At 71.9% G+C, this 18,131-nt stretch carries 14 protein-coding genes and 1 pseudogene; 9 read left to right on the top strand and 6 right to left on the bottom strand.

Annotated elements, in window-relative coordinates:
• The first annotated feature begins 43 nt into the window (after positions 1-43).
• The 3 genes from IF23_RS0109505 to IF23_RS0109495 all read left to right on the top strand — a co-directional run bounded on the left by IF23_RS0109505 (position 44) and on the right by IF23_RS0109495 (position 5,403).
• Positions 44-1,318, top strand: coding sequence for a sensor histidine kinase (locus IF23_RS0109505; RefSeq protein ID WP_030281864.1), 1,275 nt, complete (start codon positions 44-46; stop codon positions 1,316-1,318).
• Positions 1,315-2,001, top strand: a complete 687-nt coding sequence (locus IF23_RS0109500; protein WP_030281862.1) for a response regulator — start codon at positions 1,315-1,317, stop codon at positions 1,999-2,001. Before IF23_RS0109505 ends, IF23_RS0109500 begins: the two co-directional genes overlap by 4 nt.
• Before the next feature lie 228 nt (positions 2,002-2,229).
• Positions 2,230-5,403: an efflux RND transporter permease subunit gene (locus IF23_RS0109495; RefSeq protein ID WP_030281861.1), complete on the top strand. Its 3,174-nt coding sequence runs from the start codon at positions 2,230-2,232 to the stop codon at positions 5,401-5,403.
• Positions 5,404-5,520: 117 nt separating this feature from the next.
• Here the strand turns inward: IF23_RS0109495 and IF23_RS0109490 are convergent, their stop codons facing one another.
• Entirely contained in the window at positions 5,521-6,408 is an 888-nt protein-coding gene (locus tag IF23_RS0109490) for an MBL fold metallo-hydrolase (protein WP_030281860.1), read from the bottom strand.
• A 244-nt stretch (positions 6,409-6,652) separates the two neighbouring features.
• Complete coding sequence (gene nadA / locus IF23_RS0109485; protein WP_030281857.1) at positions 6,653-7,840, bottom strand: quinolinate synthase NadA; 1,188 nt, start codon at positions 7,838-7,840, stop codon at positions 6,653-6,655.
• Between the two features lie 349 nt (positions 7,841-8,189).
• On the opposite strand from nadA, the gene IF23_RS0109480 reads away from it, so the two are divergent.
• Positions 8,190-8,546 carry a HesB/IscA family protein gene (locus IF23_RS0109480; RefSeq protein ID WP_030281855.1) on the top strand — a complete coding sequence of 119 codons (357 nt, stop codon included), beginning with the start codon at positions 8,190-8,192 and terminating at the stop codon, positions 8,544-8,546.
• Positions 8,547-8,630: 84 nt separating this feature from the next.
• On the opposite strand, the gene IF23_RS0109475 is transcribed toward IF23_RS0109480, so the two are convergent.
• Together IF23_RS0109475 and IF23_RS0109470 are read right to left on the bottom strand one after the other, a co-directional pair.
• A complete protein-coding gene (locus IF23_RS0109475) occupies positions 8,631-10,115 on the bottom strand; it encodes a hypothetical protein (RefSeq protein ID WP_030281854.1) in 1,485 nt (494 codons plus the stop codon).
• Between the two features lie 196 nt (positions 10,116-10,311).
• Positions 10,312-10,536 (bottom strand): hypothetical protein, encoded by a 225-nt coding sequence (locus IF23_RS0109470; RefSeq protein WP_030281852.1) that lies wholly within the window; start codon positions 10,534-10,536, stop codon positions 10,312-10,314.
• A 137-nt stretch (positions 10,537-10,673) separates the two neighbouring features.
• On the opposite strand from IF23_RS0109470, the gene IF23_RS0109465 reads away from it, so the two are divergent.
• Positions 10,674-11,648 (top strand): carbohydrate kinase family protein, encoded by a 975-nt coding sequence (locus IF23_RS0109465; protein WP_030281850.1) that lies wholly within the window; start codon positions 10,674-10,676, stop codon positions 11,646-11,648.
• A gap of 86 nt (positions 11,649-11,734) precedes the next feature.
• Here IF23_RS0109465 and IF23_RS0109460 read toward each other — a convergent pair whose 3' ends face one another.
• Positions 11,735-13,129, bottom strand: a complete 1,395-nt coding sequence (locus IF23_RS0109460; protein WP_030281848.1) for a cysteine desulfurase/sulfurtransferase TusA family protein — start codon at positions 13,127-13,129, stop codon at positions 11,735-11,737.
• A gap of 315 nt (positions 13,130-13,444) precedes the next feature.
• Between IF23_RS0109460 and ctaC the strand changes: the two genes are divergently transcribed.
• From ctaC to IF23_RS0109440, 4 genes and pseudogenes are all read left to right on the top strand, one after another.
• Positions 13,445-14,413 carry an aa3-type cytochrome oxidase subunit II gene (ctaC, locus tag IF23_RS0109455; protein ID WP_030281847.1) on the top strand — a complete coding sequence of 323 codons (969 nt, stop codon included), beginning with the start codon at positions 13,445-13,447 and terminating at the stop codon, positions 14,411-14,413.
• Positions 14,410-15,770: pseudogene (locus IF23_RS33460) on the top strand (cytochrome c oxidase subunit I). The gene ctaC and the pseudogene IF23_RS33460 overlap by 4 nt, the downstream one beginning before the upstream one ends.
• Complete coding sequence (locus IF23_RS0109445; RefSeq protein ID WP_030281845.1) at positions 15,767-16,165, top strand: cytochrome c oxidase subunit 4; 399 nt, start codon at positions 15,767-15,769, stop codon at positions 16,163-16,165. The pseudogene IF23_RS33460 and the gene IF23_RS0109445 overlap by 4 nt, the downstream one beginning before the upstream one ends.
• A gap of 114 nt (positions 16,166-16,279) precedes the next feature.
• Positions 16,280-17,551 carry a L,D-transpeptidase gene (locus tag IF23_RS0109440; RefSeq protein WP_030281844.1) on the top strand — a complete coding sequence of 424 codons (1,272 nt, stop codon included), beginning with the start codon at positions 16,280-16,282 and terminating at the stop codon, positions 17,549-17,551.
• Between the two features lie 19 nt (positions 17,552-17,570).
• Here the strand turns inward: IF23_RS0109440 and IF23_RS0109435 are convergent, their stop codons facing one another.
• Positions 17,571-17,972 (bottom strand): response regulator transcription factor, encoded by a 402-nt coding sequence (locus tag IF23_RS0109435; RefSeq protein WP_030281842.1) that lies wholly within the window; start codon positions 17,970-17,972, stop codon positions 17,571-17,573.
• Positions 17,973-18,131: the final 159 nt, after the last annotated feature.

Genomic DNA, 18,131 nt, shown 5'->3' with positions numbered 1-18,131 from the left:
CGCCCCGGCCCCTTCCGGGTCCGGGGCGCTACCGTGTGCTCCCGTGACCCCTCCCGACACCGGCCGGGAAGCCCCGCGCCCCGGCCGCTTCCAGTGGCACCGGAAGCACCCCCTGGCGGCCGACGTCGCCGTCGCGGTCTGCGTCCTCACCGCGATCATGCTCGCTGCGGTCGTCGACCGGCACGGCCCGCACAGCCCGCGCCTCATCGGCCACCCGCCGTCGCCCGTCGTCGCCGTCCTCGCCACCCTGGCCTGCGCCGCGCTGGTGGCGCGCCGCCGCGCCCCGCGTACCGTGCTCGCCGTCACCGGCGCGCTCACCCTCGTCGAGCTGGTCACCGAGACGGGCGAGTCCCGCGCGCCGGTCGCCGCGGCCGCCTTCGTCGCGCTCTTCACCCTCGCCGCCCGCACCGACCGCCACACCACCTGGCGGGTCGGCGCCCTCACCGTCGTCGTGCTGACCGGTGCCGCGATGCTCTTCGGGACCGGGCCCTGGTACGCGCAGGAGAACCTCGCGATCACCGCCTGGACGGGGCTCGCCGCCGCGACCGGCGACGCGGTCCGCAGCCGCCGCGCCTACATCGACGCCATCCACGAACGCGCCGAACGTGCCGAACGCACCCGCGAGGAGGAGGCCGGTCGCCGCGTCGCCGAGGAGCGGATGCGTATCGCCCGGGAGCTGCACGACGTCGTCGCTCACCACATCGCGCTCGTCAACGTCCAGGCAGGCGTCGCCTCACATGTCATGGACACCCGGCCCGACCAGGCGAAACAGGCCCTGGCACACGTCCGGGAGGCGTCCCGCTCGGCGCTCGGGGAGCTGCGGGCCACCGTCGGGCTGCTGCGGCAGTCCGACGACCCGACCGCCCCCACCGAGCCCGCGCCCGGCCTCGGCGTCCTCGACCAGCTCGTCGACGGCTTCGTCCGCGCCGGGCTCCCCGTAGACCTCCAGGCCCCGGCGTCCGCCCAGGGGCTGCCCGCCTCCGCCGACCTCACCGTCTACCGCGTCGTCCAGGAGGCGCTGACCAACGTCCGCAAACACGCGGGCGACGGCGCCCGGGCGACGGTCCGCATCGTCCGCACCGAGGCCGAGCTGACCGTCACGGTGCTGGACGACGGCGCCGGACGGCCCCCGGTGCCACGCGGCCGGACCGGCTCCGACGGCGGGGTGCCCGGCGGCGGTCACGGGCTGATCGGGATGCGCGAGCGGGTCCAGGCGCTGGGCGGCACCGTCGCCACCGGGACCCGGCCGACCGGTGGCTTCCGGGTGCGTGCCACCCTTCCTCTGCACCCCGCCCGTACGGAAGGGACCCCGCTGTGACCATCAAGGTGCTGCTCGCCGACGACCAGGCACTGCTGCGCAGCGCCTTCCGGGTGCTGGTCGACTCGGAACCGGACATGGCGGTCGTCGGCGAGGCGTCCGACGGCGCCCAGGCGTACGAACTGGCCCGCGCCACCGTGCCCGACGTGGTCTTGATGGACATCCGGATGCCCGGCACCGACGGCCTCGCCGCGACCCGGCTGATCAGCGAGGACCCGCAGCTCTCCGGCGTCCGCGTGGTGATCCTGACGACCTTCGAGGTCGACGACTACGTGGTGCAGGCGCTGCGCGCGGGGGCCGGTGGCTTCCTCGGCAAGGGCGCCGAGCCGGACGAGCTGATCGCCGCGATCCGGATCGCCGCCGCCGGTGAGGCGCTGCTCTCCCCGGCCGCGACCAAGGGGCTGATCGCGAAGTTCCTCGCCCAGGGGGAGGACGCCCCCGTCCTCGGCGACCGCTCCGACGACGTCCGGCGGCTGGCCACCCTCACCGGGCGCGAGCGGGAGGTCCTGGTGCATGTCGCCGGGGGCCTGTCCAACGACGAGATCGGCGCCCGGCTGCAGGTCAGTCCGTTGACGGTGAAGACGCATGTGAACCGTGCGATGGCCAAGCTCGGCGCCCGCGACCGGGCCCAGTTGGTGGTCACCGCGTACGAAACCGGGCTCGTACGCCCACGGGTGCAGTGAGCCCGCGGGGGGCGTACTCCGATCGCGGTACGCCCCGCCTGCGGAAACCGACCTGGGAGCGAGGAAAATCGGCCGCCGGGTGGCCGAAGGTGTAACCGGGCCGCTTTCCGTGTGTGCCCGCCGACGCCCGAACGGCCGGGAGCCGTGGCCCCGCTGACCCGGGGCCGCCGCCCGGCCGTCACCCGATCCGTCACCGCCGCCCCCAGAACAGAAGAAGGACCCTCACCCATGTCCTGGCTGTCCCGCATCAGCCTCGTGCAACGCGGCCTGATAGCGCTGATATCCCTTGTCGCGGTCGCCTTCGGCGTCATCGCGATCCCGCAGCTCAAACAGCAGCTTCTGCCCTCCATCGACCTGCCGATGGTCTCGGTGGTCGCGCCGTACCAGGGCGCCTCGCCCGATGTCGTCGAGAAGCAGGTCGTCGAGCCGCTGGAGAACGGCATCCAGGCGGTCAACGGCATCAAGAGCGTCACCTCCACGTCGAGCGAGGGCGCCGGTGTGATCATGGCGTCGTTCGACTACGGCAACGACTCCAAGACCCTCGTCGCCGACGTCCAGCAGGCCGTCAACCGGGCCCGGGCGAAGCTGCCCAAGGACGTGGACCCGCAGGTGGTCTCCGGCGGCACCGACGACCTGCCCACGGTCGTCCTCGCCGTCTCCTCCACCAAGAAGGACCAGCAGAGCCTCGCCGACCAGCTCAACCGCACGGTCGTCCCGGACCTGAAGAACATCGACGGCGTCGGCCAGGTCAACGTCGGCGGCGTCCAGGACCGGATCGTGGCGATCACCCCGGACGACAAGAAGATGGCCGCCGCGGGCCTCAACGGCGCGGCGCTCGGTCAGGCGCTGCAGGCGGGCGGCGCCTCGGTGCCCGCCGGTTCCTTCGCCGAGGACGGCCGCAGCAGGACCGTGCAGGTCGGCACCGGCTTCACCTCCGTGCAGCAGATCAAGGACCTGATGGTGGCCCCGGCACCCGGTGCGGCGGGCGGCGGCCAGGGCGGCAAGCCGGCCCGCCTCGGTGACCTCGCCACCGTCGCGGAGACCTCGGCCACCCCGACGTCGATCACCCGCACCGACGGGAAGCCCAGCCTCTCCGTCACCGTGACGATGAGCCAGGACGGCAGCGCCGTCGCCATCTCCGACGCGGTCAAGGACAAGCTCGACACCATCCGCAAGGACCTGGGCGCCGGAGCCGACGTCACCATCGCCTCGGACCAGGGCCCGCAGGTCTCCAAGTCCATCGAGTCGCTGACCACCGAGGGTCTGCTCGGCCTGGTCATGGCCGTGATCGTGATCCTGGTCTTCCTGCTGAGCCTGCGCTCCACGCTGGTCACCGCGGTCTCCATCCCGCTGTCCGTGGTCCTCACCCTGATCGTGCTGTGGACCGGCGACCTCTCCTTGAACATGCTGACCCTGGGCGGTCTGACCATCGCCATCGGCCGGGTCGTCGACGACTCGATCGTCGTCCTGGAGAACATCAAGCGCCACCTCGGCTACGGCGAGGAGCGGCGCGACGCGATCATCAACGCGGTCAAGGAGGTCTCCGGCGCGATCACCGCCTCCACCCTGACCACCGTCGCGGTCTTCCTCCCGATCGGTGTGGTCGGCGGCATGGTCGGCGCCCTCTTCGGCTCCTTCTCGCTCACCGTCACCGTCGCGCTGCTCGCCTCGCTGCTGGTCTCGCTGACCGTGGTGCCGGTCCTGTCGTTCTGGTTCCTGCGCGCCCCCGAACTCCCCGAGGGCACCGACGTCGAGCAGCTGCGCCGCGAGGCCGAGGAGAAGGAGGCGAGGAGCGCGCTGCAGCGGATGTATGTGCCGGTGCTGCGCTTCGCCACCCGCCGCCGCGCGGTCAGCCTGCTCATCGCCGTGGCGGTCCTGATCGCCACCTTCGGCATGGCCCCGCTGCTCAAGACCACCTTCTTCGACCAGGGCCAGCAGGACACCCTGAGCATCAAGCAGGAGCTGAAGCCGGGCACCAGCCTCGGCGCGACCGACGCCCAGGCGAAGCGGGTCGAGAAGATCCTCGCCGCCGACGAGCGGGTGGCGGACTACCAGGTCACCGTCGGCTCCTCCGGCATGATGGCGGCCTTCGGCGGCGGCTCCGGCGCCAACCAGGCCAATTACCAGGTGAAGCTGGAGGACGCGGCCGACTCCGACAAGGTCACCGAGGACCTCCGCGCCGATCTGGCGAAGCTGGGCCGGGCCGCCGGTACCACCTCGGTCAGCGCGGGCGGCGGCGGCTTCGGCAACCAGGACCTCAGCGTGGTCGTCAAGGCCGGTGACGCCGATGTCCTGGCGAAGGCGAGCGAGCAGGTCCGTAAGGCGGTCGCGGGGCTCGACGACGTCACCGACGTCCGCAGCGACCTCTCGCAGTCGGTGCCGCGGATCTCCGTGACGCCCAACGACAAGGCCGCCGCGGCCGGTTACACCCAGGCCACCCTCGGCCAGGCCGTCGCCCAGGCCGTGAGCGGCACCCCCAGCGGCAAGGCGGTGCTCGACGACACCGAGCGCGACGTGGTCATCAGGTCGGCCCACCCGGCGACCACCGAGGCCGAGCTGAAGGACCTGCCGCTGCCGACCCCGTCCGGGACGGCCCGCCTCGGCGACCTCGCCACCGTCAGGACGGTGGCCGGTCCGGTGCAGATGACCCGGATCGACGGCGCCCGCTCGGCGACCGTCACCGCCAAGCCCACCGGCGACAACACCGGCGCGGTCTCCGCGAAGCTGCAGAGCGAGATCAACGGGCTGAAGCTGCCGTCCGGCGCCACCGCGACCGTCGGCGGCGTCTCCCAGGACCAGTCGGACGCGTTCGGCAAGCTGGGCCTGGCCATGCTGGCGGCCGTCGCGATCGTCTTCCTGCTGCTGGTGGGGACGTTCCGTTCGATCGTCCAGCCGCTGATCCTGCTGATCTCGATCCCGTTCGCCGCCACCGGCGCGCTCGGTCTGCTGGTGATCACCGGCACCCCGATGGGCGTCCCGGCGATGATCGGCATGCTGATGCTCATCGGCATCGTCGTCACCAACGCGATCGTGCTGATCGACCTGATCAACCAGTACCGGGCACAGGGCTACGGCGTCGTCGAGGCGGTCATCGAGGGTGGCCGCCACCGCCTCCGCCCGATCCTGATGACCGCGCTCGCCACGATCATGGCGCTGCTGCCGATGGCGCTCTCGCTCACCGGCGACGGCGGCTTCATCTCGCAGCCGCTCGCGGTGGTCGTGATCGGCGGTCTGATCACCTCCACCCTGCTCACCCTCCTCCTCGTCCCGACGCTCTACGCGATCATCGAGCTGCGCAAGGAGCGCCGGGCGCAGAAGAAGGCGGACAAGCGGGCCCGCAAGGGCGGGAACCCGACCGCGACCCCGGAGGCGGACCGGGAGCCGGAGCCCGCGGGGGTCTGACGGCCACCGCACGGTCCGACACACCGCAGCCCCCGCGACCGCATCCGGCGGTCGCGGGGGCCGCGGCCTGTCAGGCGGCGCCCGGCGGACGGGCGGCGCGCCCCCACGCGTCCGCGCTCACCAGCGCAGCGCCGTGAAGTCCACCGGTCGCGGCTCCATCCGCTGCGCCCGGTCGGTCAGCTCCCGCAGCCGCCGGGCCATCTCCGCCTCCGGCAGATGCCTGCGGTCGCCGTGCCCGGGGAGCAGCCAGGAGAACCGCAGCCGCCCGGCGGTGCGGGCCAGCGAGGCGGCCAGCTCCGTGACGGAGTACCAGGTGACGCTCTCGGCGATTTCGAGATCGCGGGTGGTCCGCGACCAGAAGAAGCTGTCGCCGCTGAAGCAGTACCGCTCGTCCGCGACGTAGAGGACGCTGCCGCGGGTGTGGCCGGGCAGCGGATGGGCGACCACCCCGTCGGCGACCGTCACCGGGTCGGTGCCGCGCAGCACCCGGTCCGCGTCGGGCGAGGCGTCCAGATCGCCCTCGTGGATCCAGAGCCGGGCCCCGAACCGGTCGGCGTAGCGGCGGCCGTGCGCGGCGTGGTCCCGGTGGGTGAGCAGGACATCGGTCACCGGCCCGTCCGCCTCGAAGCGGGCGGCCAGCGGCTCGGCGAACCGCGGGGTGTCGATCATCAGCTGGGTCCCGCCGGGCCGCCGCAGCAGATAGGCGTTGGCGCCCGCGGTGTGCGGCGAGTTGTGCCCGCACAGGCTCACCGTGTCGTCCAGCCGCAGCGGGAACGGGTCCCGCTCCGCCGCCACCCGCCCGCCGCGCCGCCGCACCGACCGCGTCGGACAGGCGAACGCCACCGCGTGCAGCTGCCGTTCCTCCGCCGCGTCGCGCGGCTGGCGCACCACCTCCGACCGGCGGCCGATCTCCTCGATCAGCTCCGGCGCGAGCTGCCGCGCCACATCGCAGTTGGTGCACCGGCCGTCCACATACCAGTCCCCGCCGTCCGCCGTACCGTCCACGTCCGCCTCCTCGCCCCGATGCCCCGTCGGCCCCGACCTGCCCGGGCCACGAGCCTCCCGTACCCCGCCGCGAAAGAGGAAGAGGGACAGGCCCTTGCCCCTCCCGGCGCCCGGCGCTCTCACCGGGGGCCCGGACGGAGGCGGGTGACCCGGAGCGCGCCCCGGACGGGCGGGGCCCGACGGCGGACGGGGCCGCGCCCACCCGGGATCCGGGCGGACGCGGCCCCGTCGGGCGCGGTGGCGGCTACGGCAGCGCCAGCATCCGCTCCAGCGCCAGCTTGGCGAAGTGCTCGGTCTCCTTGTCGACCTCGATGCGGTTGACGGTCTTCCCGGCGACCAGCGACTCCAGCGCCCAGACGAGGTGCGGCAGGTCGATGCGGTTCATCGTCGAGCAGAAGCACACCGTCCGGTCGAGGAAGACGATCTCCTTGCCCTCGGGGGCGAAGCGGTTCGCGAGGCGGCGGACGAGGTTCAGCTCGGTGCCGATCGCCCACTTCGAACCGGCCGGGGCCGCCTCCAGCGCCTTGATGATGTACTCCGTCGACCCGACCTGGTCCGCGGCGGCCACCACCTCGTGCTTGCACTCGGGGTGGACCAGGACGTTCACGCCGGGTATGCGGGCGCGGACGTCGTTCACCGACTCCAGCGAGAACCGCCCGTGCACCGAGCAGTGGCCGCGCCACAGGATCATCTTCGCCGTCCGCAGCTCCTCGGCGGTCAGCCCGCCGTTCGGCCTGTGCGGGTTGTAGACGACGCAGTCCTCCAGGGACATGCCGAGGTCACGGACGGCGGTGTTCCGGCCGAGGTGCTGATCGGGGAGGAAGAGCACCTGCTGCCCCTGGCCGAAGGCCCACTCCAGGGCCCGCCGCGCGTTGGACGAGGTGCAGATCGTCCCGCCGTGCTTCCCGGTGAACGCCTTGATGTCGGCGGAGGAGTTCATGTACGACACCGGCACGGTCCGCTCGGCCACGCCCGCCTCGGTCAGGACGTCCCAGCACTCCGCGACCTGCTCGGCGGTGGCCATGTCGGCCATCGAGCACCCGGCCGCCAGGTCCGGCAGGATCACCCGCTGGTCGTCGCCGGTGAGGATGTCGGCGGACTCCGCCATGAAGTGCACACCGCAGAAGACGATGTACTCGGCGTCCGGCCGGGCGGCGGCATCCCGCGCGAGCTTGAAGGAGTCGCCGGTGACATCGGCGAACTCGATGACCTCGTCGCGCTGGTAATGGTGGCCCAGCACGAACACCTTGTCCCCGAGCGCCTCCTTGGCCGCGCGGGCCCGGGCGACCAGATCCGGGTCGGAGGGGGCCGGCAGATCGCCGGGACACTCCACGCCGCGCTCGCTCTTCGGGTCGGCCTCGCGGCCGAGCAGCAGCAGCGCCAGCGGGGTCGGCGTTACGTCCAGGGGCTGGGCGGTGGTCACGACACGCACCCTCTCTTCTCCTCGGCGGGCGCGGCGGGGCCGCACCGGGGGCCTCGGCGGAGGTGCCGCCGGGACCCTTTTCGTCTATTTGACGTTATCTATCATATCCGCTTCACGTCACTTTGACGATGGCCATAGTGTCGATGTGACGCATCCGTACCCGCCGTTCCCCGGGCGTCACAGCGGCCCCGTGCTCAGGTGTGCGAGCATGAGGAGAGGAAGGTCAGCGGAGCCCGGCCGGGACGGCCCGGAGGGGCCCGACCCACCACGCGTGCAGCCGGAATTAATCCGGGACGACGCCGGTTGCAGTTGGTTGCATCCGTTGACAAGCGGTCCGTACAACCCGGGAGAGATGTAGATGAGCGTTCAGGACGAGAAGGCCGCCGTCAGTGACGGCATCATCCTGTCCGACGCGGCCGCGTCGAAGGTGAAGGCCCTGCTGGACCAGGAGGGCCGCGACGACCTCGCGCTGCGGGTCGCCGTGCAGCCCGGCGGTTGCTCCGGTCTGCGCTACCAGCTCTTCTTCGACGAGCGCTCGCTCGACGGCGACGTGGTCAAGGACTTCGACGGCGTCAAGGTCGTCACCGACCGGATGAGCGCCCCGTACCTGGGCGGCGCCTCGATCGACTTCGTCGACACCATCGAGAAGCAGGGCTTCACGATCGACAACCCCAACGCCACCGGCTCCTGCGCCTGCGGCGACTCCTTCAGCTGACCGGCTGCGGGACGACAGACGCCGGAGGGCGGCACCCCACACGGGTGCCGCCCTCCGGCGTCTCCGGGTCCGGACCGCCGCGCCCTACCGCGCCGGTACCGGCTCACCCGTAGAGGCGTCGATCACCTTCCGGCCGTCCAGTGGCTTCTCCAGCGTCACGGTCCGGGTGAACTCCTTCGCGCTCTTCACGCAGACCTGGCCCGGCTTCTTCTCCCTGCCGGTGATCTCCGTCCGCACCGCCTTCGCCGACTCGTGCGCCCGCACCGTGTAGGTGCTGCACACCCCGCCCCAGAAGTGCAGCGTCACCTTCCGGCCACCGTCGGAGACCGCGTACGACTCCAGCGCCATCGCGCCCGGCTCCCCGGACGGCGAGCCGGACCCCTTCGCCGGACCGTCGCCGGGATGCGTCAGATACTGCGGCTGCACCGCCGGGTGCGCCACCGTCGCCGTCGCGTCCGGACCGTCACCCGCACCCGGCTGCACCACCGTGAACAGCCACGACGGCACCAGCGCCTGACCGCCCGAGACGTACTGCACCGACAGCCCGAAGACCGCGCCGGTCACCTCGGCCGGCTGCTGCGCCCGCGTCGGCGCGGGCTCGCACGGCGCGATCCCGCCGGACTTCCCCGGCGCCGCCTCCGACGACCGGCAGTCGCCCGGGGTGTGGCTCCCGTCGCGGGAGTTGAGCCGCGTCAGCGTCCGGTCCGCGCTCAGCACCGGATACTCCGCCCCCTTCACCGGCCGCGCCAACTGCCCGCTGCCACCGACCACCCGGCCGTCCGCACCGACCTGGAGATCGCTCTGCCAGCCGTACGTCGGCAACCCGCCGAGCACCGGATCGGCCCGCACCGTCCGCACCGCCCCCGACAGCCCGTGCGCGTCCAACCGGGCGTCGGACTGGCCCAGCGCCACCAGCACCGGCCGCACCGCCCGCTCCGCCCGCTGCTGCGACACCGCGCCCGCACCGCTGCCGTCGTCCCGCGTCGCCGCGTCCGGCCCACCCCGGTACGACGGACACCCCGGCTGCTCCGACGCGCCGTCCGCCCCGCTCTTGGGGGAGGCGGGCAGTGCGCAGTTGGTGCCGCCGGGGGTGCCGTACGCGGAGTACGTCCAGGCGCCGGAACCGGTCTTGGTCACCTGGAGCACCGGGCCCCGGCCGTCCCGCGTCGGCCCGCCCACCTTCCAACTGGTGCCCTCCGACCGGACCTTTCCGGCCACATCCAACGCCTTCGCCAGCCGCTTCACCGCCTCCGGCGTGACCGTGCCGTGCGGCCGGTACACCGGCGCCGAACCGGGCCCGTCCGGCAGCGCCTTCACCGCGCGGTACGCCGCGCCCTGCGGATTGGGCTCACCGGCGGCGATCTGCCCGCGCCCCTGGTACCCGTCGAGCACCAGCGGCGGCGGCCCGCCCGCACTGCCGTGCCCCCCGTCGTCACCGGCGGCCGAGGCCCAGTACGCGGCCCCGCCACCGGCCAGCAGCACCGCCGCGGCCACCGAGACGACCGCGACCCGGCTCCGCCGCGACCGCGTGGCTGCTACCGCCTCGGGGGTGGTGTCCTCGCTGTTCACCGCATCGCTCCTTCGGCTCCGCCATCCGTCCGTCGTGCCGCCCTCCGCACGGAGGACACCCTTGGGACGGCACGGGCGCACGGGCGGTTCCCCCGGGGCCGGTGCGGCGGGCGGTGCCGACCGCACACGCCAAGGCGCCCGGGGCCCACCGGCCCGCGGCGGGCGCCCGGCCGTCCAGGCCCGGCCCTACCCGGTCTCAGTCGCTGTACTCCGACATCCCGTCCACCAGCGCCGCCGACGCCGGGGACACCCGAACGCCGTGCAGCTCGGCGGCGCGGTCCGGCGCCGGGGGAGTGCGGTGCGCCGACCGCCAGCGCGGCGCCATCCGCGCGCAGTCACCGCGCAGCTGGTCCAGCGATTCGGGCTCGGCGGCGCCCGCGGGCCGGGCCGGGGGTGTGAGGCGGTTCACATGCTTGGTCATAGGGGAACCGTACGCATCCGGTGTCAGTCGGGAAAGCCCTACTATGCGGTAGTTTCGGCAGGTGGGAGAGGTCCCGGGGAACCGGGTAGCGTGGTGCAACGCCCGCCCCTCCCTACGCCTCCGCAGGAGTAGCAGCCGTGCGTATCGCAGTCACCGGCTCCATCGCCACCGACCACCTGATGACCTTCCCCGGCCGCTTCGCCGACCAGCTGGTCGCCGATCAGCTGCACACGGTCTCCCTCTCCTTCCTCGTCGACGAGCTCGACGTCCGGCGCGGCGGGGTCGCCGCCAACATCTGCTTCGGCATGGGCCAGCTCGGCACCGCGCCGATCCTGGTCGGCGCCGCGGGCAACGACTTCGACGACTACCGCGCCTGGCTCGACCGCCACGGCGTCGACACCCGCTCGGTCCGCATCTCCGAGGTGCTGCACACCGCCCGCTTCGTCTGCACCACCGACGCCGACCACAACCAGATCGGCTCCTTCTACACCGGCGCCATGAGCGAGGCCCGCCTCATCGAGCTGCACACCGTCGCCGAGCGCGTCGGCGGCCTCGACCTCGTCGTCATCGGCGCGGACGACCCCGAGGCGATGATCCGCCACACCGAGGAGTGCCGTACCCGCGGGATCCCGTTCGGCGCGGACTTCTCCCAGCAGATCGCCCGCATGGACGGCGAGGCCATCCGCACCCTCATGGAGGGCGCCGCCTACCTCTTCTCCAACAAGTACGAGAAGGGCCTCATCGAGTCCAAGACCGGCTGGAGCGACGAGGAGATCCTCGCCAAGGTCGGCACCCGCGTCACCACCCTCGGCGCCAACGGCGTCCGCATCGAGCGCGTCGGCGAGCCCGTCATCGAGGTCGGCACGCCCGAGGAGAACACCAAGGCCGACCCGACCGGCGTCGGCGACGCCTTCCGCGCCGGTTTCCTCTCCGGCCTCTCCTGGGGCGTCGGCCCGGAGCGCGCCGCCCAGGTCGGCTGCATGCTCGCCACCCTCGTCATCGAGACCGTCGGCACCCAGGAGTACGAGCTGCACCGCAGCCACTTCATGGACCGCTTCACCAAGGCGTACGGCCACGAGGCCGCCGCCGAGATCCAGCAGCACCTGGCCTGACCGGCCTGGGGGAGACCCCGCACCGGGACCCGCCCGCGGTCCGTGCCCCGCCCCCGGCGCAGGGCACGGCCGCCCGGCCCGTCCGCCTAGACGCGGCGCCGCACCACGTACGCGGCGCCGCGTTCCCCTTCCAGCGGACGCTCACCGACGTACTCCTGACCCTGCGTCCAGCACCAGGCGGGGATGTCCAGCGCCGCCACCTCGTCGTCCGACCGGACCGTCACCGTGGCGCCCACCGGCACCCGTTCGACCGCCTTCGCCAGCTCGATCACCGGCACCGGACACCGCTCGCCCAGCGCGTCCACCACCAGCGCCCCGGTCGCCCCGCCCGCAGGCGCCGCCGCGCCCGCCCCCGGCGCACCGAGCGCCGCCCGGACCTCGCGCACCGCCCCCGGCAGCACCTCCAGGAACCGCTCCACCGCGTCCGCCCCGGTCCCGGGCGGCAGCGACACCCGCACGTTCCCCTCCGACAGCACCCCCATCGCCTTGAGCACATGGCTCGGCGTCAACGTGCTGGAGGTGCACGACGAACCGGACGACACCGAGAACCCGGCCCGGTCCAGCGCGTACAACAGCGACTCGCCGTCCACGTACAGACAGGAGAACGTCACCAGATGCGGCAGCCGCCGCTCCGGATCGCCCACCACCTCCACATCCGGCACCACCGCCGCCACCCGCTCCCGGATCCGCGCCACCAGCCCCCGCAACCGCCCGGACTCCGCCGCCGCCTCCGCCCGCACCGCCCGCAGCGACGCGGCCGCCGCCACGATCGCCGGGATGTTCTCGAAACCGGGGGAGCGGCCCGCCTCCCGCTCGTCGACCGGACCCCGCGGCGCGAACCGCGTCCCCTTCCGCACCACCAGCAGCCCCACCCCGGGCGGCCCGCCCCACTTGTGCGCACTGCCCGCCAGCACCGACCACGGACCCGCCACCGGCCCCCACGGCAGCGACTGCGCCGCATCCACCAGCAGCGGCACCCCCGCCGCCGCACACGCCTCGGCCACCTCGGCCACCGGCTGCTCCGTCCCCACCTCGTGGTTGGCGGACTGCAACGCCGCCAGCGCGGTGTCCGGCGTCAGCGCCGCCGCGAACCCGTCCGCCGCGACCCGCCCGCCCCGGTCGCACCCCACCGCCGCCACCGACCCGCCGTCCGCCGCATGGACCTCCGCCGCATGCAGGACACAGGAGTGCTCCACGGCGGAGTGCACCAGCCGCCGCCCGGCCCGCCGCCGCCCCGCCAGCACGCCGGAGATCCCCGAATGCACCGCATGCGTACCCGAAGGGGTGAAAACCAGCTCGTCGGCCCGGCACCCCACCGCCTCCGCCGCCGCCTCCCGCGCGGCGTCCAGCAGCAGCCGCGCCCGCCGCCCCTCCCGGTGCAGCCGGGCCGGATCGGCCCAGCCCTCGTCCAGCGAGGCGAGCAGCGCCTCCCGGGCGACGGGATGCAGCGGGGCGGCGGAGGCGGCGTCGAAGTAGGGCACGTACGAGACGGTAGAGGACCGCCGGGGCGCCCCGGCGGGCGGCCGCACGGCTCCCGGCGGCCCGCCCCGGGCGAGGCGTCAGAAGCCGCGGAAAGGCGGGTATTCGGGGGCGGAACGGAGGCCGCGGACCTGCGGGAACCACCCCTTCGGGGAGTGACGCGCCGCGTTGGGCACCCTCCCCGCGCACCCTCAAATAGCGTCCAGTAGGGTTTGGTCCGCATAAACATCCAAACCCCTGCCCGCGCCAGGGCCGGCGACCGACCAGCGAGACGGCCGCAGCCGGTCTCGCGGGCGAGACTCTCGGGAAGGCGCTACGTGAGTCCCAACGGCTCCGACCGCTCGTCGCGGCGCCCGATGCGGCGGAAGCTGCCGCAGGTGCTTGCTGCGGGCCTGGTCCTGGCGACCGCGACTGGTTGCACATCAAAGGACTTCCCCCGCCTCGGTATGCCGACGCCCGTCACGGACGAGGCGCCGCGGATCCTCTCTCTTTGGCAAGGCTCCTGGGCCGCCGCCCTCGCAACGGGCGTGCTGGTCTGGGGTCTGATCATTTGGAGCGTGATCTTCCACCGCCGCAGCCGGACCAAGGTGGAGGTCCCCGCACAGACCCGGTACAACATGCCGATCGAGGCGTTGTACACGATCGTTCCGTTCATCATCATCGCGGTGCTCTTCTACTTCACCGCGCGCGATGAGAGTGAACTCCTCAAGACGTCCAAGAAGCCCCAGCACGTCATCAACGTGGTGGGCTTCCAGTGGAGCTGGGCGTTCAACTACATCGAGGACGTGGACGGCAACAAGTCCACCGTCGCGAGCAAGAGCGACCAGGAACAGCTCAAGGCGATTCCTGACCGGATGAAGAAGGGCTTCCCGGCGGGCGCCGACGGCGTCCACGACTCGGGCACCCCCGCCAGCCGGGACCCCGAGACCGGTAACCCGGGCCCGACGCTCTGGCTCCCCAAGGGCGAGAAGGTCCAGTTCATCCTGACCTCGCGTGACGTCAGCCACTCCTTCTGGGTGGTGCCCTTCCTGATGAAGATGGACGTCATCCCGGGCCACACCAACGCCTTCGAGGTGACCCCCAACAAGGAGGGCACCTTCCTGGGCAAGTGCGCCGAGCTCTGCGGCGTCGACCACTCCCGGATGCTCTTCAACGTCAAGGTCGTCTCCCCCGACAAGTACCGGGAGCACCTGAAGGACCTGGCGAAGAAGGGCCAGACCGGCTACCTGCCGTCAGGCGAGGACCAGACGGATCACGCCAGGAACGCGGAGACCAAGACCAAGTGAGCATCCTCAACGAATCCCAGGGTGCCGCCGCCGATTCGGCTCCGGCAGCACCGCCCGTACGCAAGAAGCAACCAGGCATCGCCGTGGTCAAGTGGCTCACCACCACCGACCACAAGACGATCGGCACGACCAGGCGTTCACGATGCACGGCACGATCATGCTGCTGATGTTCGCGACGCCGCTGTTCGCCGGATTCGCCAACTGGATCATGCCGCTGCAGATCGGCGCGCCCGACGTGGCGTTCCCGCGGCTGAACATGTTCGCGTACTGGCTGTACCTCTTCGGCTCGCTGATCGCGGTGGCCGGGTTCCTCACCCCGCAGGGTGCGGCCGACTTCGGCTGGTTCGCCTACTCCCCGCTCTCCGGTGTCGTCCGGTCGCCGGGTGTCGGCGCCGACATGTGGATCATGGGTCTGGCCTTCTCCGGCTTCGGCACGATCCTCGGTTCGGTCAACTTCATCACCACGATCATCTGCATGCGCGCCCCCGGCATGACGATGTTCCGCATGCCGATCTTCACCTGGAACGTCCTGCTGACCGGTGCATCCCGAGGTGTACATCATCGCGTTGCCGTTCTTCGGCATCATTTCCGAGGTCATTCCGGTCTTCTCCCGGAAGCCGATGTTCGGTTACATCGGTCTGATCGCCGCGACGATTTCCATCGCCGGTCTTTCGGTGACGGTCTGGGCGCACCACATGTATGTGACGGGCGGCGTGCTATTGCCGTTCTTCTCCTTCATGACATTCCTCATCGCGGTCCCGACCGGTGTGAAGTTCTTCAACTGGATCGGCACGATGTGGAAGGGCTCGCTCTCCTTCGCCACTACGTCATCTTCGGTACGGTCGTCTTCGCGATGTTCTCCGGATTCCACTTCTGGTGGCCGAAGTTCACCGGCAAGATGCTGGACGAGCGCCTCGGCAAGATCACGTTCTGGACGCTGTTCGTGGGCTTCCACGGCACGTTCCTCGTGCAGCACTGGCTGGGTGTCGAGGGCATGCCGCGTCGTTACGCGGACTACCTCGCGGCCGACGGCTTCACGACGCTGAACACGATCTCGACGATCGCGTCCTTCCTGCTCGGCCTGTCGATCCTGCCGTTCTTCTACAACGTCTGGAAGACCGCCAAGTACGGCAAGAAGGTCGAGGTCGACGACCCGTGGGGCTACGGCCGCTCCCTGGAGTGGGCGACCTCCTGCCCGCCGCCGCGGCACAACTTCCTCACGCTGCCGCGTATCCGGTCCGAATCCCCGGCGTTCGACCTGCACCACCCGGAGATCGCCGCGCTGGACGCCCTCCAGAACGGCCACGGTTCGGCGGATGACAAGGCCCTCGCCGGCGGCAAGGAGGCTGGCAAGTGAAGATCCAGGGCAAGATGTTCATCTGGCTCTCCGTCTTCGTCCTCGCCATCGCGATCGTCTATGGCGTCTGGTCGAAGGAGCCGGCGGGCACCACCGCGCTGTTCCTCGCGTTCGGCCTCTGCATCATGATCGGCTACTACCTGGCCTTCACGGCCCGGCGGGTCGACGCGGGTGCGCAGGACAACGAGAACGCCGAGGTCGCGGACGACGCGGGCGAACTGGGCTTCTTCAGCCCGCACAGCTGGCAGCCGCTCTCGCTGGCCGTCGGTGGCGCCCTCACCTTCCTGGGCGTCTGCTTCGGCTGGTGGCTGATCTACTTCTCGGCACCGGTCATCCTCATCGGCCTGTTCGGTTGGGTCTTCGAGTACTACCGCGGCGAGAACCGCACGCAGTGACCACGGCCCTCACGCCGTGAAGGGCGGGCCCGGACACCTCAACTGGTGTCCGGGCCCGCCCCGTTTGCAGTCCTCCAGCGCGCCGCTCCCGGGATTTCTCCATATTTTTGGTACATGAGTCCCAGACCCCGAACCCGGACGGTGCTGAGCTGCGGCCTCCTGCTCGTGCCCCTCGCGGTGTCCGCCACCGCGTGCGGGGGCTCGTCGTCGGAAGCGCTCTCCGCAAACCCCTACGACGCGGCCGACCAGATCACGTCCAACACTCCGGACGGGACACGGACGGCGGACCCCAACAAGCCGCTCGAAGTGTCCGTCAAGGACGACGAGGCGCGCCTCACCGACGTGACCGCGACCGACGCCTCCGGCCGTTCCATCCGCGGCGAACTGACCGCCGACGGCAAGCACTGGCGGACCACCGTGCCGCTCGCCGCCGGTGTCCGCTACACGGTGCAGATCAGCACCGAGGACGAGGACGGCAACCCCGGCAGCAAGACGCTCCACGTCGCCACCAAGGGCGGCGGCGACCGCCTCCAGGTCACCTTCGGCCCGGACAGCGGCGAGTACGGCGTCGGCCAGCCGGTCACCGCCAAGCTCAGCCGGGACGTCAAGGACCCACAGGCACGCGCGGTCGTCGAGAGCGCCCTCAAGGTCGACTCCACGCCCCGCGTCCAGGGCTCCTGGTACTGGGTCGACGGCAAGACCCTGCACTTCCGCCCCAAGGAGTACTGGCCCGCGCACGCCGCCATCGAGGTGCACAGCAACCTGGAGGGCCTGAAGATCTCCAAGGGCCTCTACGGCGGCCCCGCCAAGCCCGTGAAGCTCACCACCGGCGACGAGGTCGTCGCCGTCACCGACGCCTCCTCGCACACCATGACGGTGCTGCGCAACGGCCGACGGGTCAACACACTGCCCGTCACCACCGGCAAGCCCGGCTTCGACACCCGCAACGGCGTCAAGGTCGTCCTCGCCAAGGAGAGCTTCGTCCGGATGACCAGCGGCAGCATCGGCATCCCCGAGGGCAGTTCGGACTCCTACGACCTGCCCGTCTACTGGGCGACCCGGGTCACCACCAGCGGCGAGTACGTGCACGCCGCGCCCTGGTCCGTGGGATCCCAGGGCGCGGCCAACGTCAGCCACGGCTGCACGGGCATGTCCACCGGCGACGCCCAGTGGTTCTTCAACACCGTGCGCGTCGGCGACATCGTGAAGGTCGTCAACAGCGGCGGCGACACCATGGCGCCCTTCGGCAACGGCTTCGGGGACTGGAACATGCCCTGGCAGGAGTGGCGCGAGGGCAGCGCCCTCAAGAACGGCGCCGCCACCACAGGGGCGGCCGAGCGGCAGCGGGAGCCCGCCGACGCGGCCCGGCTGCGCCCCGAGGTCTGAGGACGCCTCAGCGGGCCGCTCAGCTGCGTGCGAGCACCCGTCCGCGCAGCAGGGCGGCGAGTGAGTCGGCGAACGCCACCGGGTCCACCGGATGCGTCACCGCCGCGTCCGCGCGGCTCCAGGTGGCCAGCCAGGCGTCCTGCGGGCGCCCGATGAGCAGCAGCACCGGCGGGCAGTCGTAGATCTCGTCCTTGATCTGCCGGCACACGCCCATCCCGCCGGCCGGTGCGGTCTCGCCGTCCAGGACGCAGACGTCGACACCGCCCTGCTCCAGCGCCTCCAGGACGGCGGGCAGGGTCGCGCACTCCAGGATCTCCACCGGCGGGACATCGGCCGCGGGACGGCGCCCGGCGGCCAGCCTCACCTGCTCGCGGGTGGTGGCGTTGTCGCTGTAGACCAGCACCGTGGCAGTCGCCTGCATCGTTCCTCCACGCTTCGAAGCGGTACGGACCGGGACGGGCACCTGTGCAGGGAACGCCCCCACCGTAGGTAGGGCTCGGATGCTACTCCCGCAGGGCCCGCGGACAGGAGGGTGCGGACGCCACCAAGATCCGTCCGACGGCCCGTCAGGACTGGCCAC

The organism is Streptomyces catenulae (assembly GCF_000718015.1).
In the GTDB taxonomy this organism is placed as follows: Bacteria; Actinomycetota; Actinomycetes; order Streptomycetales; family Streptomycetaceae; genus Streptomyces; species Streptomyces catenulae.
This window is presented reverse-complemented; position numbering and strand designations above follow the sequence as displayed.

Excerpts from the sequence above, each read along its gene's own strand:
- IF23_RS0109495 (WP_030281861.1), top strand. The coding sequence starts at position 2,230 with ATGTCCTGGCTGTCCCGCATCAGCCTCGTGCAACGCGGCCTGATAGCG.
- IF23_RS0109480 (WP_030281855.1), top strand. The coding sequence starts at position 8,190 with ATGAGCGTTCAGGACGAGAAGGCCGCCGTCAGTGACGGCATCATCCTG.
- IF23_RS0109470 (WP_030281852.1), bottom strand. The coding sequence starts at position 10,536 with ATGACCAAGCATGTGAACCGCCTCACACCCCCGGCCCGGCCCGCGGGC.
- IF23_RS0109440 (WP_030281844.1), top strand. The coding sequence starts at position 16,280 with ATGAGTCCCAGACCCCGAACCCGGACGGTGCTGAGCTGCGGCCTCCTG.
- IF23_RS0109435 (WP_030281842.1), bottom strand. The coding sequence starts at position 17,972 with ATGCAGGCGACTGCCACGGTGCTGGTCTACAGCGACAACGCCACCACC.